This is a genomic window from Nostoc sp. (assembly GCF_036917535.1).
Lineage (GTDB): Bacteria > Cyanobacteriota > Cyanobacteriia > Cyanobacteriales > Nostocaceae > Nostoc.
Window position 1 is genome coordinate 28,557 of record NZ_JBALDA010000044.1, and the last position, 14,932, is coordinate 43,488.

The window sequence follows — 14,932 nt, forward strand, 5'->3', positions numbered from 1 at the left end:
TTTCTAAATTCAATTAAGCTTAGTAGCGGTTGTTGCTACGGTTGTAGCCGCCACCACCTCGGTTCCCAAAGGAACCACCACTTCTGTCTTCTTTGGGCTTGGCTTTATTTACTTTGAGGTCGCGACCAAGCCACTCAGCACCATCAAGAGCTTCAATGGCTTTTGCTTCTTCATCTTCTGAACTCATTTCCACGAAAGCAAAGCCGCGTAAACGACCTGTTTCACGGTCAGTGGGTAGTTGAACACGCTTTACAGCACCATATTCTGCAAATACAGCACTTAGCGCATCTTGTGTAACATCATAGGAGAGGTTACCTACGTAAATTGACATCAAATGTCTCCAAAATCATAAGTTTGTAGAGATTTAGATTTCGGAGAGAAGTCTGTAATACCAAAAGGGAAAAGCCTGTCAATACTAAAAACAAACACTGTCGCCGAATTAATTCTCATTTCACTTCCCATGATGACATAACAACTCACTTTCTGGGAAAAAGGTTTGAAAAACTGTTATAAAAAGTTATATAAGCGGTTAATAGCTAGATGCTGGCTAGTCTCAAAACGGGTGAGGCTCTAGTGAACCGCACCCACGAGATCGATATAATCCACTCTCTTTTCTAAATATTGACCAATCATTAACTGCTATAACTGCTGCACCACAAATCAAACTATCTCTATCAGGCAAATCGTGCATCTGAGCTATGTCTAAATATAATTACTCAATCCTGCTTAGATTAGAAGTAGGGGTGTGAAAGTCCCGTATCTTCAGTAAATACAAGTCTTCTACTAAGGGCAGATTGCAAGAAATTTAAAAATATTTATACTAAGTTAATAATTGCATTGTCAGCTAGAAAGCGGGCGACTCAATTTAATGAGTTAAAGTGGTGAGAATTTTTTTAAAATAAAAAGTAATTTTTGATACAAAATTCTGCAAGAAGATAGCCAATTGACTCTCGCCGCTTTTCACTATTGATAATGTCTCAAAATTACTTGGTAATGCACGGCTGTTTAACCCAAAAAGCTCACCAAATACGAGAAAAATAAATGATTTTGGACAGAAATAAGCCGCACAAGCAGGCGAAAATCTCACCTTTGGCAGCTGCTAACCAGGTAATTAATACCCAGTTAAACTCAGTTATGAAGACTGATGTGACTGTTGCAGATGTAAAAAATAGTTTTGACACAAAGGTGTCTTCCCCTTTTGCATCCATATTATTGATTCCCTGTCTGCTGGGCATAGGACTGCTGACAGCGAATTGTGGAGCGCTATCCAAGGAAGAACCGGCTGATGCACAATCTCAGAGTCCTGGAAGTGGACAACGTGGTGGTGCGACAGCTGTAGATGTAGCGATCGCTCGAACTGATACGCTACAAACACAACCAGAATACACAGGTAATACAACACCCTTCCGAATTGTGTCACTGCGATCGCAAGTAGAAGCTCGGTTGTTGGCTTTGAACCTTGATGTCGGCGATGCAGTAAAGCTTGGGCAAAACGTCGGGCGGTTAGATGATGCGATACTTTCGACCGAATTAAAGCAGGTAGAAGCAGAGCTAGCAGCCCTCAAATCAGAAGTAGCTAGGGCAACAAATCAGGTAAGCAATGCTCGTGCAGACGTTGAACGGGCGCGCCTAGAAGTAGTACAAGCTCAAGCAGACTCACAGCGGCAGCAAAAACTCTTCAAAGCTGGAGCGATCGCTGAACAAACTGCCCAGCAAGCACGTACCCAGGCACAAACAGCCGCCCAGGCACTCCGGGCAGCCCAAGAACAAGTTCGGACAGAACAGCAAGCTGTTGCTGCCGCCCAAGGTAGAGTACTTGCTCAACAGGCATTGGTTGCTCAAACCAAAGAGCGCAGGTCTTATACTCAGCTGGTATCTCCGATCACTGGCGTAGTCACAGAAAAGGTGACAGAACCAGGCAACTTGCTGCAAGCAGGTAACGAAGTCTTGAAAATTGGCGACTTTAACCGTGTCAAAGTCGTCGTCCAAGTTTCCGAATTAGAACTAGCACAAATTCAGGTTGGACAGTCTGTACAAGTGCGCTTAGATGCCTTCCCCAAACAAGTATTAATTGGCAGAGTTACGCGCATTTCCCCAGCTGCCGATGCCACAGCTCGCTTGATACCTGTAGAGGTATTGATTCCTAACACTCAAGGTAATATTGGCAGTGGACTACTGGCGCGAGTCAACTTTGAAAACCAGACTCAACAGCGGGTAGTAGTGCCGCAAACAGCTATTCAAAAACAAGCAGGGGCAGCAAAGGAAGCAGGAAAAGAGCAAGAAAACCCGTCAGGGATGCTATTTGTAGTGAAAGACACAGATGGCAAGACGAAAGTAGCGACGCGTGCTGTCACCTTAGGAAAAAGGGCTGATAGCAAAGTGGAAATTTTATCCGGTTTGCAAGCGGGAGAGCGCTATGTTGTTCGTAGTGGTAAGCCGTTAAAAGAAGGTGACACTGTAAGTCTTTCAATTCTTTCAGAAAAGTAGTAGTCGGGTGAGCAATAATCACCATACCAAAGAAAAAAGTACTCAGTAGTCGGCATTTAACACTTATCACTTAGGATCATGCAACAAGCAAATAATGGCAATAGCGGATTTAGCCTGAGTGCGATCGCTATCCGCCAACACATTGGCACACTCATGCTCACTGTGGCAGTAATTGTCATTGGGGTATTTTTTCTCACAACGATCCAAGTCGATCTCCTGCCGTCAATTACTTATCCCCGAATTGGCGTTCGGCTAGAAGCCCCTGGTATTTCACCAGAAGTAGCAGTAGATGAAATCACCAGACCTTTAGAAGAAGCTTTATCAGCAACCGAGAATGTAGTGCAAGTTTTCTCCCGCACCCGTGAAGGACAGGTAAGCCTCGATTTATACTTCCAACCAGGAGGCGATATTGACCAAGCTCTAAACGATGCAACTGCTGCTTTTAACCGAAATCGAGGACAACTACCAGATACAATAGAGGAGCCGCGATTATTCAAAGTCGATCCTTCTCAATTGCCGGTTTATGAATTGGCGCTGACCTCTGCTTCATTGCCAGGTAAAGATTTACGCGTATTTGCTGATGAAGAGTTAACCCGTGAACTCAGTGTCGTGCCGGGAGTCGCTTCCGTTGATGTATCTGGTGGCGCAGAGGAAGAAGTACGAGTGCTTGTTGACTTAAACCGATTGCAAGCTTTGGGTGTCGGGTTAAATGATGTCTTAGATGAATTAACAGCCCGTAACCAAGATACTTCTGGTGGTAGGATTCTGGGGCAAAATACCGAGCCATTGACTCGCACTGTCGGACGCTTCCAAAATGCCAAGGAAATTGAAAACCTTTCCTTAGAAGTCTCCTCTCTCCCTGCTTCTCCTGCTTCCCCTGCCTCCCCAGCCTCCCCTACTTCCCCTACACCTTCCCGCCGCGTCTACTTGCGAGACTTTGCTGAGGTAATTGACGATACAGAAGAACAGCGAGTATTTGTTTATCTAAATCGTCAGCCTGCGGTGAAATTTTCAGTCCAAAAGCAGCCTGAAGCCAACACAATCACAGTTGTAGATGCTGTTAAGCGGCGAATTGAACAATTACGACAATCGGGTTTAATTCCAGCAGACATGACTTTGAGTCCCACCACAGATGAATCTGTCTTCATCCGCAATTCTTTAAATGATGTTATCTTTTCCGGGATTTCCGGGGCATTGTTAGCAGCAGCAGCAGTGTTGTTATTTTTGGGATCGTTCAGGCAAACATTCATTATTAGTTTGACGATTCCGCTGTGTACTTTGGCGGCGATCGCTTTAATGAGAATATTTGGTTTAACCTTGAATGTGTTTAGTTTGGCAGGTCTGACATTAGGAGTCGGTCAAGCAATTGATACATCGGTTGTGATCTTGGAGAACATTTCCGAAAAAGCGGGGATGACTCCCAATCAAAGAGAGAGGGGGGAGCAGGGGGAGCAGGGGGAGCAGGGGAGGCTGGGTAATTCTAAATTCTTTATTGACAGTGCGACTACTGCTTCCCAAGAAGTAGAATCTGCTTTAGTTGCTGCTACAGGTGCCAACTTAGTTTCTGTAGTGCCATTCCTCTTAATTGGCGGCTTTATTGCACTGCTATTTAATGAACTGATTTTGACAATTAGCTTCGCAGTCGCAGCATCTCTTATGGTTGCGATTACAGTAGTGCCAATGCTGTCTTCTCGACTTTTGGGAATCCGCTGGTCTAGTCGGATTAGTGAATTTTGGCTGCTTAGACAGTTTAATCAGCGATTTGAAGATGCTACGCGGGGATACGGTAACTTCTTAACCAAGGTCTTACGCTATCGCTTTTTCGTAGTAACTGCTGCTTTAGTAATTTTAGGCGGCAGTAGCTTCTTCATGTTTGGTCAAATTCCCCAAGAAATTTTACCCCGGATCAGTACCGGACAAGCTAACTTGAGAGCGCAGTTTCCTCCAGGTACACCTTTAGTAACTTCTCAAAAAGTTATGCAAATTGTCGATGACATTTTGCTCAAACAACCAGAAACCGAGTCTGCTTTTACAACTGTGGGTGGTAATTTATTTGGCAGCAGTACTACAGAAAATCCTTTACGTGCCAGTAGCACTATCAATCTGAAACCAGGCACAGATGTCGAAGCTTTCGTCAAAAAAGTAACTCAGGAATTTAACAAACTCAACTTAGCAGGAATTCTGCTACGCCTCAATCCAGGTCAGGTGCGGGGTTTAATCTTGAGTAATTCTCCAGTGCAAGGGTCAGAAGTTGACGTGGTTCTGCAAGGTGAGAACGAAGAAAACTTAACGCAAGCAGGCGCTCAAGTGCTGCAAGCATTGCAGGAAAGGGCAAAATTAGCGACATTCCGACCAGATGCCGACCCCCGGCAACCGGAAATTCAAATTCGCCCGGATTGGGAAAGGGTTTCAGCTTTAGGGTTGAGCGCCGAGCAAATTGGTGCAACAGTTCAAACAGCAATTGAAGGTTCAGTTCCCACGCAAATTCAACGCGGTAATCGTTTAGTTGATGTGCGGGTGCAGCTAAATAAAGAAGCGATTGGGCGTCCTTCCCAGTTAGAGCAATTACCGCTATTTACAGAAAACAATCAACTAATCCGCCTTTTTAATGTTGCGAAGATTCAAGAAGGTCAAGCGCCTGGTGAGGTGCAACGGATTAATCAGCGCCAAGCTTTTATTGTCGCCGGAAATCTCAGTGAGGGAGCTAGTCTTGGTGAAGCGATCGCAGAAGTCAACGAGGTACTTAAAGATGTAGACTTACCTGATGGTGTTTCCATTGTGCCTAGTTCTGCCGAAGAAACGAATCAGCAACTTCAGGATGCTTTAAAAACTTTGGGAGCGTTGGCAACGTTCTTAATCTTTGTAGTCATGGCGGTACAATACAACTCGCTGATTGACCCATTGGTAATTATGTTCACCGTACCACTGGCGTTAGCTGGGGGAATTTTTGGACTTTACATTACCCAAACTGCAATTGGCGCAACTGTAATTGTTGGTGTCGTCCTGCTGGTGGGAATTGTAGTGAACGCAGGGATTCTGATGGTGGAACTGGCGAATCAAATTCGGGAAGAAGTTGGTTGTACTCGCCAAATTGCGATCGTGAAAGCTGCTCCTCAACGTTTGCGCCCAATTATCATGACTACAGTCACTACTATCTTGGGACTGTTTCCTTTGGCATTGGGCATTGGTGAAGGTTCTGAGTTTTTGCAGCCTTTAGGGATTGTAGTTTTTTTTGGGATGGCGATCGCAACGATGCTGACATTATTTATCATCCCTTGTTTTTATACTCTGCTGCACGATTTGCTAGGTGGAAATTGGGCAAAGCCAGTGTTAACCCGATTGCGTGGAGTTACGAAAAAACTTATCAGCTAATGAGCATTTAAGTTGCACATAGCGCAATAACGATTTTGCTGGTGCGATTGCTGTTTCTTTCTGGAGTGGTTATAAATAGACGGCTGTTTACCATAGCTCTAAATCTTATAACCATTTCAGATATCACGTAAGTTCGACGAACTAAAAAATGGCAGGAGGTAGTGCAGGCAAATCTTTTGGGTAAACATCAATCGAAGGTTTTTTGGGCAGCTTTTTGCCTTTTTCTAATCGTCGAACTCACGTTAATTAGGGGTAATGTTCTTGATTGCCAACAGAATCATTTGCGTATTGCTGAGTACAGGCATCTTCCCAGCATTGATTAGCATGATTTTGTGCCCAATTTGCCTAAAATCATGCTCGATCTCAAAATTTTGAAACTGGGTATTACTGGTAAGAATCTCTTCTAATAGCGATCGCAATTTAGTAATGTTCCATTCTCCATTGCCCAACTCAAAGATGAGATGCTGCTCGGTTTGGGCTGGCAAAACCTGAAACGTTTCATAAAAAGAAAGATTTGCAACCATCACTTGCAAATCAAGATTCAGTACCAGCATAGGCGATCCCACGGTTTCTACCATCGCTTTAGCATAATCTCTTACTTCTATCAACTGAGCGCGATTGCGTTTGAGATCATCAATATCAACCAATATTAGTACAGCGCCATCAATCTTATTGTCGATAGTTCGATAGGGGCGAATCCGTAAATCATATCAATGTCCATCTTCGTCTTGAACTTCCTGAGCTTTGAAGTTAAGAGTACGAATCACCTCTAAAATCTGTTGCTCTAACATCAGTCGTTCAAGTTGCTGTTGAAGCTTCTGAATTTGGCGGTCAATCTGCTTTAACTGCCGACCACGAGCGATCGCAGTTCTGTAATCCTCTAGTTGATCCTGTTTTAAGTGTTTAAGCGTCTTACCATTAAAGATTGCTTGACGGCTTCTGACTTGCCAATATTTGCGATCTGTTCGGGCATTGCCTCCTGGCTTGACTTGCACTAGCCAGCAGTCTTGTAGATACCAACCTTCACAAGTGATTTCTATTCGTTTGGTTTTGAGTAAGTTTAGGGCAGATTGAAGTTTTTCTAGTGTGTGCATTCTTGATTCGTACGCAAAAAAGAATTAAAGAAGTCGGAAGTACAGTTTTGTAATGGGAATGCGCGACCCCACCACAAAACTTGCGGCTTTTGCCAGCCATTCTCCTTAAACCCACCCAATGTTGTTAAGTACAATAATAACATTGTAATTGCTTGATAAATAATATATTATGAGAATTGCATACGAATCAAAAGGTAGAAACTCATAAAAGCAAGCTCGGTGATCAAAGCCCTCTGGGTTTTGATCACCGAAATTTGGAAGTTGAGCAAAAATATATTTGCTCTGGTGAGGTAGCGCTCTAATAGCTGGTTTCCAAGCCACTTGATAAAGAAGTCAGAGCGTCGGCTGACGGCAATGGCTTCTCCTACAAAGATGCGATCGCGACGACGAACTGAACTTCTCTCGAAGCTTGGATGCCTGTCTTGAAAAGTGACCGAAAAAGAAAAGGATACAAGCCCCTGAATTTATTCATGGACAGGAATAAATGCTCGGCAACATTACTCAAGCCCCCAGATTCATCTGTGGAGTCTTCAATGCGTGAATTTTGAATTTTGAATTTTGAATTTTGAATTCCCCGAAGGGGCTGACGCTTCTTAGAATTGAAAGTTCTGAGTGCTGGCTGACGGCGCTCAGAATTTTCTGCTATGTCGCTAACGAAGGCAGAGATCTTTGAGCTATCCTAATCAGACACTTACAGAGTTAGAGAATTAGTAGTACTCTTGTAACCACGTCATAGCGAATCTTTTAAAGCAGTTTTGACAGTGCAGATACTGTTGGCAAATTAATTTTATGAACATAGATAAGTTTAGTCAACAAATACAGAAATTGCGCTCATGGGTACAAGAACTATTGCAGCGCACTGAAACTGAACCGAACTTACAACAAGAGTTAATAATAGAAACTTTCGAGCCGCTCCAAATTGCAGTAGAAGAACTATTGGTTGTCTTTGAGCAGCTAGAAGCAACAACAGCGACAGCAGAGAAAGAGCGCCAGCGTTACCAAGAATTATTCGATTTGGCGCCGGATGCTTACTTGGTAACTGATACCAAAGGCAAGATCCAAGAGGTTAACTATGCAGCAGCAACCATGTTTTCTGTGCCCCAAATATATCTAATCGGTAAACCATTAGTTCTCTTTATTGTTCAACAAGAACGCCAGACCTTTATCTCTTATTTAAACAATTTGCAACAGCTAGATGACTGGGAAATTTCTCTAAAGCCACGGTTTGGTCCGCCCTTCCCTACTAGTATTAAGGCATCTCCAATCTTCGACTCGCAAGAAAAGCCAATTGGCTGGCGTTGGTTGCTACGTAATATCAGCAAACGCAAACAAGCTGAAGAACAAGTGGCGCACCTTGCGTTTCACGATGCACTGACGGGACTGCCAAACCGCGCTTTATTTATGAACCGCCTAAGACAGGCACTCGATTATTCAAAACGGCGTTCAGATTATCTATTTGCTGTCCTGTTTCTAGACTTAGATCGCTTCAAGTTGCTCAACGACAGCCTGGGACACATATTTGGAGATCAAGTACTGCTTGCTGTTGCTCAAAAGCTTCAAGAATGCTTGCGCTTTATAGATATAGCTGCACGACTAGGAGGAGATGAGTTTATCGTCTTGCTGGAGGAAATTAAAGATGTCAAACAAGCGGTAGCCGTTGCTGAACGGATACAACAGAAACTGGCACAGATAGTGGTTATAGGCGGGCAAGAAGTGTTTATTACAGCCAGTATTGGCATTGTCTTAAGCATGACAGATTGTAAACAACCAGAAGACTTCTTGCGTAACGCTGATATTGCGATGTACCGAGCTAAGACACAAGGCAGAGCGCGCTATGAGATTTTTAACACTGAGATGCATATTCAAGCAATGGCACAATTGCAGTTGGTTAACGATCTGCGCCGAGCTATTGACCGTCAAGAGTTTCGGATTCACTATCAACCGATAATGTCACTGAGCAGCGGCAGGATAGCTGGTTTGGAAGCGCTTGTACGCTGGCTCCATCCCGAACTGGGCATTGTTTTACCACAGCAGTTCATGCCAACCGCGCAAGAAGCTGGACTGGGCATAGAAATTGACATGTGGGTGCTGCGTGAGGCATGTCGTCAGACACAGCAGTGGCAAGAGCGATTCTCTCGGTGGAAGCATCTAAGTAAGCGCCCCTTGTCCATTAGCGTCAATCTTTGTAGTTTGAGTTTCAATCAACAGAATTTGCTGTCGCAACTAAATCAAGTCCTACAAGAGACTGGACTTTCTGCACAAAGTTTGATAATAGAGATTACAGAAAACGTAATTACGGAAAACAACGAGCAAGCCATCATCAAGCTAAAGCAACTGAGAAATTTAGGAATTCGGTTGGCAATTGACGACTTCGGTACGGGCTATTCCTCATTAAGTCGTCTTCAGCGCTTTCCAATTAATCAGCTGAAGAGCGATCGCTCCTTCATTAGTACGAACAGCGATCATCAAGGGAATTTAGATATTATCGAGATAATTGTAACTCTGTCCAAAAAACTAGCTGTAGATTTGACTGTAGAAGGGGTGGAAACGGCACAACAGCTAGCATTCCTCAGAACTATGAAATGTGAATATGCACAGGGATATTTTTTCTCTAAGCCCTTGGACAGTAATGCAACAGAAGCTTTAATTGTGGCAAATCCTCGGTGGTAAAGGTTTATGATTAGGTGATCATCGAATGTCACCTTCGCCTAATTCATTGTTCTGATTACTCTCGTCTTATGCCTGCGAGTAAGTGAATAAAAACTAATACCTCACTGCAAGGCATTCTTTCTTGTTTGTGCTTTTTGTACTTGAAAGCTTATGCTGATCCGCCCCGCTACAATAACTGACGTACCCGCAGTTTTACCAATGGTTGCCAAAATTTGTGCTTTGCATGAGTCTTGGGATTCCGCCAAGTATGGTTTTCTACCGCATCCAGAACAGCGTTATGAGCAATGGTTGACACGTTTGGCAAATAGCGATGGACGCAGTATATTTCTAGTATCCGAAAATGAAGGGCAAATTGTCGGGTTTCTGGTGGCAACAGTTGAGCAAGAAATACCAATTTACCGATTACAAGAATTTGCTTTTATTCATGATATCTGGGTCGAGCCAGAATACCGTCAAAAAGGAATTGCGCGGCAGATGGTAATGCTAAGTATTGAACGTTTTCAGCAGATGGGTATCAAGCAAATTCGTCTAGATACAGCAATTGCTAACGAGGCTGCACGGCAGTTGTTTGCATCTTGTGGTTTTCGATTCAGCATTATTGAAATGCTGATTGAATTGAGTCATTAGTCATTTGCTTATGACTAATGACTAATGACTAATGACAAAGGACTAACTAACTAACAGAGTTTTTTCTAGAGAAGTCCAACGGAAAGAGCGATCGCCACCCTTCTCAATGATTACTCTTACACGTGGTTCTAGTTGAGGCAAATTTGTCAAATACTCAAGTTCCTGATTGGAAAGAATATGCCCTTCAATAATCCACAAGACCAGCCCCTTAGACTTTGGAGGTAGCTGTTCTAAATGAGAATTGAGAATTGGTGGCAGATAGTACACTTGACCTACTGCCGCACCGCTACCAGTACTTTTTTTACCAAGATGAGGAGGTCTGACTCCATGAATTCTTGTGAGATACGCAGCGACATCACCCAGTCCTTTAGCAGTAATGTGGAGGGTAGTATAGCCAGCTGCCCGTAGTCGGCGCTGATATCGACCTTCATAACCTCCTTCCAGAGGTACATACACCCCCAAAGCGCCAAACTTTTCCAGATCGCGGATTAAACCGTTGCCAGTGGTAATTAGTGCCATAGATTTTCGTCTTATCCGACTTAGATATCTCTATTATTTACTGTGAACCGATAGATTAAAAGCATTTTTTTGGGCATGGGGCATTGGGCATAGTTATTCTTCCTTGTCCTCCTGCTTCCCTCACTCCCTAAAAATAGTTCTAGAAATTACTGGACAAACATAAATAAATAATTTATATTATTAGATTGTGACCAAAAACGCAAATTAAGTTGACTTTTTACTGTCATTCTGAAGTAGTGTTAGCATCAAAAGCTGATGACTTAATCCAAATTGGATAATTTAACTCAGAGCGATCGTAGACTGGTAAACTAAGAAAGCTTTCAGGTCAACATTAGAGTTTATGGAAGAATAACTAAAGTTAATCCTAAGCTCTAAGGTACGTTTACTCCTGTGCCTGTAAAAAAGCAGGCAAAAGCTTAAACAATAGTTTAAGGTGTTTAAGGAAGTAAAAACTGAGCAGCAATGTTGGTTTTATGGCATTACGTCAGTCTCAGTTAACGGATACTGGGCGGTAATAACCGCTTAAGTCCAACTGCAACACGGCAGTAGCCAATCTCCGGGAAGCCGCCCTTCAGGCGTATATAAATCGGAAAACCCGCCGACAGCGCTGCCTCCAGAAAGTGCCAGAGCAATTGCTTGGACGAAAGCATTGCTGCACACAGCTTAAAGCTGTAGCGCCTTGCATTGATTCCAGAAGTTACTCCTTCCCAAGGGGAAGAAACTTGTGGCTGTTCTGGTGATCTAATGAGTGAAGCTAAACAAATTCACCAAGCAGTAAGGACACGGTTTGTTGTGTCCGAAAGCATTTGGAGCGGTTTACTAAAGCCATTCCAAATTTTGCAGGCTAACCTAGCCTAAACTGATGCGTACAAAGCGTGTCCGCTAGAGTCCAATTCCAAGGTCAGCAAGTAGAAAGGAGAACCAGTTACTGTGTCTGTAGGTATTCTCGGCACCAAGCTGGGCATGACCCAAATATTTGACGAAGCAGGAGTGTCTATTCCTGTAACTGTCATTCAAGCAGGGCCATGCACCGTTACACAAGTTAAAACGAAAGAAACCGATGGTTACTTTGCCATTCAAGTTGGTTATGGCGAAGTCAAACCCAAGGCACTAAACAGACCATTATTGGGTCATTTGGCTAAATCATCTGCCCCAGCATTGCGTCACTTAAATGAATATCACACCGATAGCTCTAGTGATTATGCTTTAGGTCAAGAGATTAAAGCAGATATTTTTAGCGCTGGTCAAATAGTCGATGTCGTCGGTACAAGCATAGGTCGCGGCTTTGCGGGAAACCAGAAGCGCAACAACTTTGGTCGCGGGCCAATGTCACACGGTTCCAAAAACCACAGAGCACCCGGTTCTATTGGTGCTGGTACAACACCCGGTCGTGTCTATCCAGGTAAACGGATGGCAGGGCGTTTAGGTGGAAAACGTATTACAATCCGCAAACTGACCATAGTGCGAGTCGATCCAGAACGCAACTTATTGCTAATTAAAGGAGCCATTCCTGGTAAACCAGGCGCTCTGGTAAGTGTTGTGCCTGCAAAAATAGTGGGATAGTCAGAAGTCATTAGTCATTGGTCAGTAGTAGAGACGCGATTAATCGCGTCTGTACAATGGTCATTAGTCAATTGATTAAAGGACAAATGACACAAGACAAATGGCAAAAGACCAATGACAAAAGACGCCACATGCTTCACTTGGGGAGACCCCAAGACCGCAGTGGCTTACCAATGACAAAGGACAAATAACAAAAATGGTTGAAAGCGTAGTTAAAAATTGGCAAGGAGAACAGGTGGGCGAGACGACCTTCGAGTTACGCGTTGCCAAGGAAGAAACAGCGTCTCATATTGTGCACCGCGCCTTAGTACGGCAATTGACCAATGCTCGTCAAGGAAATGCCAGTACAAAAACTCGTTCGGAAGTCAGAGGTGGCGGTCGTAAACCTTGGCGACAGAAAGGTACAGGTCGCGCTCGTGCAGGTTCTATTCGTTCACCATTGTGGCGTGGTGGTGGTGTGATATTTGGGCCAAAGCCCAGAGACTTCGACCTGAAGTTGAACCGCAAAGAGCGACGTTTAGCACTACGGACAGCATTTGTCAGCCGGATTGACGACTTGATCGTAGTAGAAGAATTTAGCACCGAGCTATCTCGCCCGAAGACTAAAGAATTAGTGGCAGCGCTTGCCCGTTGGGGAGTAGTACCAGAAAGCAAGACACTATTAATTTTATCTGAACTTGCGGCTACAGATAACGTTTATTTATCAGGCCGCAACATTGAAAATTTAAAACTAATTGCAGCCGACCAGCTAAATGTTTTTGATTTACTGCACGCTGACAAGATTGTAGTTACGGCATCAGCCCTAGAAAAAATTCAGGAGGTCTACAGTGCCTAGCTTTGACCCCCGCGACCTTGCTGACTTAGTGCGTCGCCCAATTGTCACCGAGAAAGCGACCATCTTAATGGAGCAAAACAAGTATACCTTTGAAGTAATTCCCAAAGCATCTAAGCCAGAAATCAAGGCTGCGATCGAAGACTTGTTTCAGGTCAAGGTTGTAAAAGTCAACACCACTCTACCACCGCGTAAAAAGCGGCGCGTTGGTAAATTTATTGGTTATAAACCTCAATATAAGCGAGCCATTGTCACCGTCGCAGCTGGGGATGAAGACAAGATTAGACAAGTTCTATTCCCAGAAGTCTAAAAAAGTTGTGAGTTAAAAGTTAAGAGTTATGAGTTACTACGCTCAAAACTCAGCACTCAAAATTTCAAACTCAGTATTCAGCACTCAGCACTTAAAAATATGGGTACTCGTTCTTATCGTCCTTATACCCCCAGCACTCGCCAAGTTACAATCTCTGACTTTGCGGAAATTACCAAAACCGAGCCAGAGAAATCCTTAACAACCTCGAAACATCGCGCCAAAGGTCGGAATAATCACGGACGGATTACTAGTCGTCGCCGGGGTGGCGGACACAAACAGCTTTATCGAATCATCGATTTTAAAAGGGATAAACATAATATTCCTGCCAAAGTTGCAGCAATTGAATATGATCCTAACCGCAATGCCAGAATTGCCCTTTTGTATTACCAAGACGGCGAAAAACGGTACATCCTTCACCCCAACGGCTTGAAAGTTGGAACAATAATTATTTCTGGCCCTGAGGCTCCTTTTGAAGATGGTAATGCCTTACCGCTCTCAAAGATTCCTTTGGGTACTAATGTTCACAACGTAGAATTTACTCCTGGTAAAGGTGGTCAAATTGTACGTGCTGCTGGTGCTAGCGCTCAAGTCGTGGCAAAAGAAGGTAATTATGTAACTCTCAAGTTGCCTTCAGGAGAAGTCCGCTTGATTCGACGTGAGTGTTACGCCACCATAGGGCAAGTAGGCAATACCGATGCAAGAAACCTGAGTGCAGGTAAAGCCGGACGAAATCGCTGGAAAGGTCGCCGTCCTAAGGTTAGAGGTAGCGTCATGAACCCAGTGGATCACCCACATGGTGGTGGTGAAGGTAGAGCGCCTATCGGTAGATCGGGTCCTGTTACACCTTGGGGTAAACCTACATTGGGTGCGAAGACACGCAATCGCAAGAAACTTAGCAGCAAGTTGATTGTGCGTCGTCGTCGCAAGTCTTCTAAACGCGGTCGCGGTGGTCGTGAATCTTAAAGAGTTAGAAGTTATGAGTTATGAGTTGAATTTAACTTATTAACTCCTAACTCCTCACTCATAATTCCTAAATCCTAAATCAAAAATTGAACTATGGGTCGTTCTCTAAAAAAAGGTCCTTTTGTTGCGGATCATCTCCTAAAGAAAATTGAAAAGCTCAACGATAACAATAGAAAAGAAGTTATTAAAACTTGGTCACGAGCTTCGACAATTTTACCTTTGATGGTAGGACATACCATAGCTGTTCACAACGGACGCCAACACGTTCCCGTTTTTGTAAATGAACAGATGGTAGGACATAAGTTGGGTGAATTTGCCCCGACACGCACTTACAGAGGTCATGGAAAAAGCGACAAAAAAGCAGGTAGGTAGTTATTAGTCATTGGTCATTTGTCATTTGTCATTGGTGAGCCAGTGCGGTCTTCTCCCAAGGGGAGACGCCAAAGGCGATAGCGCAGCCTCTTCGAGTCATCTCCCAAGGGGAGACGCTAAGAG

At 43.9% G+C, this 14,932-nt stretch carries 13 protein-coding genes; 9 read left to right on the forward strand and 4 right to left on the reverse strand.

Annotated elements, in window-relative coordinates:
• Positions 1–19 precede the first annotated feature (19 nt).
• Positions 20–331, reverse strand: coding sequence for an RNA recognition motif domain-containing protein (locus V7K56_RS14685; RefSeq protein WP_322672219.1), 312 nt, complete (start codon positions 329–331; stop codon positions 20–22).
• A gap of 710 nt (positions 332–1,041) precedes the next feature.
• Between V7K56_RS14685 and V7K56_RS14690 the strand changes: the two genes are divergently transcribed.
• Both V7K56_RS14690 and V7K56_RS14695 read left to right on the forward strand, forming a co-directional pair.
• Positions 1,042–2,487, forward strand: coding sequence for an efflux RND transporter periplasmic adaptor subunit (locus V7K56_RS14690; protein WP_334911638.1), 1,446 nt, complete (start codon positions 1,042–1,044; stop codon positions 2,485–2,487).
• A 78-nt stretch (positions 2,488–2,565) separates the two neighbouring features.
• On the forward strand, positions 2,566–5,859 hold the full coding sequence (locus V7K56_RS14695) for an efflux RND transporter permease subunit (protein WP_334911639.1): 3,294 nt from the start codon (positions 2,566–2,568) through the stop codon (positions 5,857–5,859).
• A gap of 242 nt (positions 5,860–6,101) precedes the next feature.
• On the opposite strand, the gene V7K56_RS14700 is transcribed toward V7K56_RS14695, so the two are convergent.
• Together V7K56_RS14700 and V7K56_RS14705 are read right to left on the reverse strand one after the other, a co-directional pair.
• Entirely contained in the window at positions 6,102–6,506 is a 405-nt protein-coding gene (locus tag V7K56_RS14700; protein ID WP_334911640.1) for a hypothetical protein, read from the reverse strand.
• A gap of 63 nt (positions 6,507–6,569) precedes the next feature.
• Positions 6,570–6,953 carry a hypothetical protein gene (locus V7K56_RS14705; protein WP_334911641.1) on the reverse strand — a complete coding sequence of 128 codons (384 nt, stop codon included), beginning with the start codon at positions 6,951–6,953 and terminating at the stop codon, positions 6,570–6,572.
• 789 nt (positions 6,954–7,742) lie between these two features.
• Here V7K56_RS14705 and V7K56_RS14710 point away from each other — a divergent pair.
• Positions 7,743–9,623 (forward strand): sensor domain-containing protein, encoded by a 1,881-nt coding sequence (locus tag V7K56_RS14710; protein ID WP_334911642.1) that lies wholly within the window; start codon positions 7,743–7,745, stop codon positions 9,621–9,623.
• Between the two features lie 150 nt (positions 9,624–9,773).
• A complete protein-coding gene (locus tag V7K56_RS14715; RefSeq protein WP_334911643.1) occupies positions 9,774–10,250 on the forward strand; it encodes a GNAT family N-acetyltransferase in 477 nt (158 codons plus the stop codon).
• A gap of 42 nt (positions 10,251–10,292) precedes the next feature.
• On the opposite strand, the gene V7K56_RS14720 is transcribed toward V7K56_RS14715, so the two are convergent.
• Positions 10,293–10,769, reverse strand: coding sequence for an NAD(P)H-quinone oxidoreductase subunit N (locus V7K56_RS14720; protein WP_334911644.1), 477 nt, complete (start codon positions 10,767–10,769; stop codon positions 10,293–10,295).
• 930 nt (positions 10,770–11,699) lie between these two features.
• On the opposite strand from V7K56_RS14720, the gene rplC reads away from it, so the two are divergent.
• From rplC to rpsS, 5 genes are all read left to right on the forward strand, one after another.
• On the forward strand, positions 11,700–12,332 hold the full coding sequence (rplC, locus tag V7K56_RS14725) for a 50S ribosomal protein L3 (protein WP_289799260.1): 633 nt from the start codon (positions 11,700–11,702) through the stop codon (positions 12,330–12,332).
• 196 nt (positions 12,333–12,528) lie between these two features.
• Positions 12,529–13,167 carry a 50S ribosomal protein L4 gene (rplD, locus tag V7K56_RS14730; protein WP_334911645.1) on the forward strand — a complete coding sequence of 213 codons (639 nt, stop codon included), beginning with the start codon at positions 12,529–12,531 and terminating at the stop codon, positions 13,165–13,167.
• A complete protein-coding gene (locus V7K56_RS14735) occupies positions 13,160–13,474 on the forward strand; it encodes a 50S ribosomal protein L23 (RefSeq protein WP_334911646.1) in 315 nt (104 codons plus the stop codon). Before rplD ends, V7K56_RS14735 begins: the two co-directional genes overlap by 8 nt.
• A 99-nt stretch (positions 13,475–13,573) precedes the next feature.
• Positions 13,574–14,437, forward strand: coding sequence for a 50S ribosomal protein L2 (gene rplB, locus V7K56_RS14740; protein ID WP_334911647.1), 864 nt, complete (start codon positions 13,574–13,576; stop codon positions 14,435–14,437).
• Between the two features lie 93 nt (positions 14,438–14,530).
• Positions 14,531–14,809 (forward strand): 30S ribosomal protein S19, encoded by a 279-nt coding sequence (gene rpsS / locus V7K56_RS14745; RefSeq protein WP_012410721.1) that lies wholly within the window; start codon positions 14,531–14,533, stop codon positions 14,807–14,809.
• Positions 14,810–14,932 lie beyond the last annotated feature (123 nt).

Coding starts and splice junctions, on each gene's coding strand:
- V7K56_RS14685 (WP_322672219.1), bottom strand. CDS start 331: ATGTCAATTTACGTAGGTAACCTCTCCTATGATGTTACACAAGATGCG.
- V7K56_RS14690 (WP_334911638.1), top strand. CDS start 1,042: ATGATTTTGGACAGAAATAAGCCGCACAAGCAGGCGAAAATCTCACCT.
- V7K56_RS14695 (WP_334911639.1), top strand. CDS start 2,566: ATGCAACAAGCAAATAATGGCAATAGCGGATTTAGCCTGAGTGCGATC.
- V7K56_RS14705 (WP_334911641.1), bottom strand. CDS start 6,953: ATGCACACACTAGAAAAACTTCAATCTGCCCTAAACTTACTCAAAACC.
- V7K56_RS14710 (WP_334911642.1), top strand. CDS start 7,743: ATGAACATAGATAAGTTTAGTCAACAAATACAGAAATTGCGCTCATGG.
- V7K56_RS14715 (WP_334911643.1), top strand. CDS start 9,774: ATGCTGATCCGCCCCGCTACAATAACTGACGTACCCGCAGTTTTACCA.
- V7K56_RS14720 (WP_334911644.1), bottom strand. CDS start 10,769: ATGGCACTAATTACCACTGGCAACGGTTTAATCCGCGATCTGGAAAAG.
- rplD (WP_334911645.1), top strand. CDS start 12,529: ATGGTTGAAAGCGTAGTTAAAAATTGGCAAGGAGAACAGGTGGGCGAG.
- rplB (WP_334911647.1), top strand. CDS start 13,574: ATGGGTACTCGTTCTTATCGTCCTTATACCCCCAGCACTCGCCAAGTT.
- rpsS (WP_012410721.1), top strand. CDS start 14,531: ATGGGTCGTTCTCTAAAAAAAGGTCCTTTTGTTGCGGATCATCTCCTA.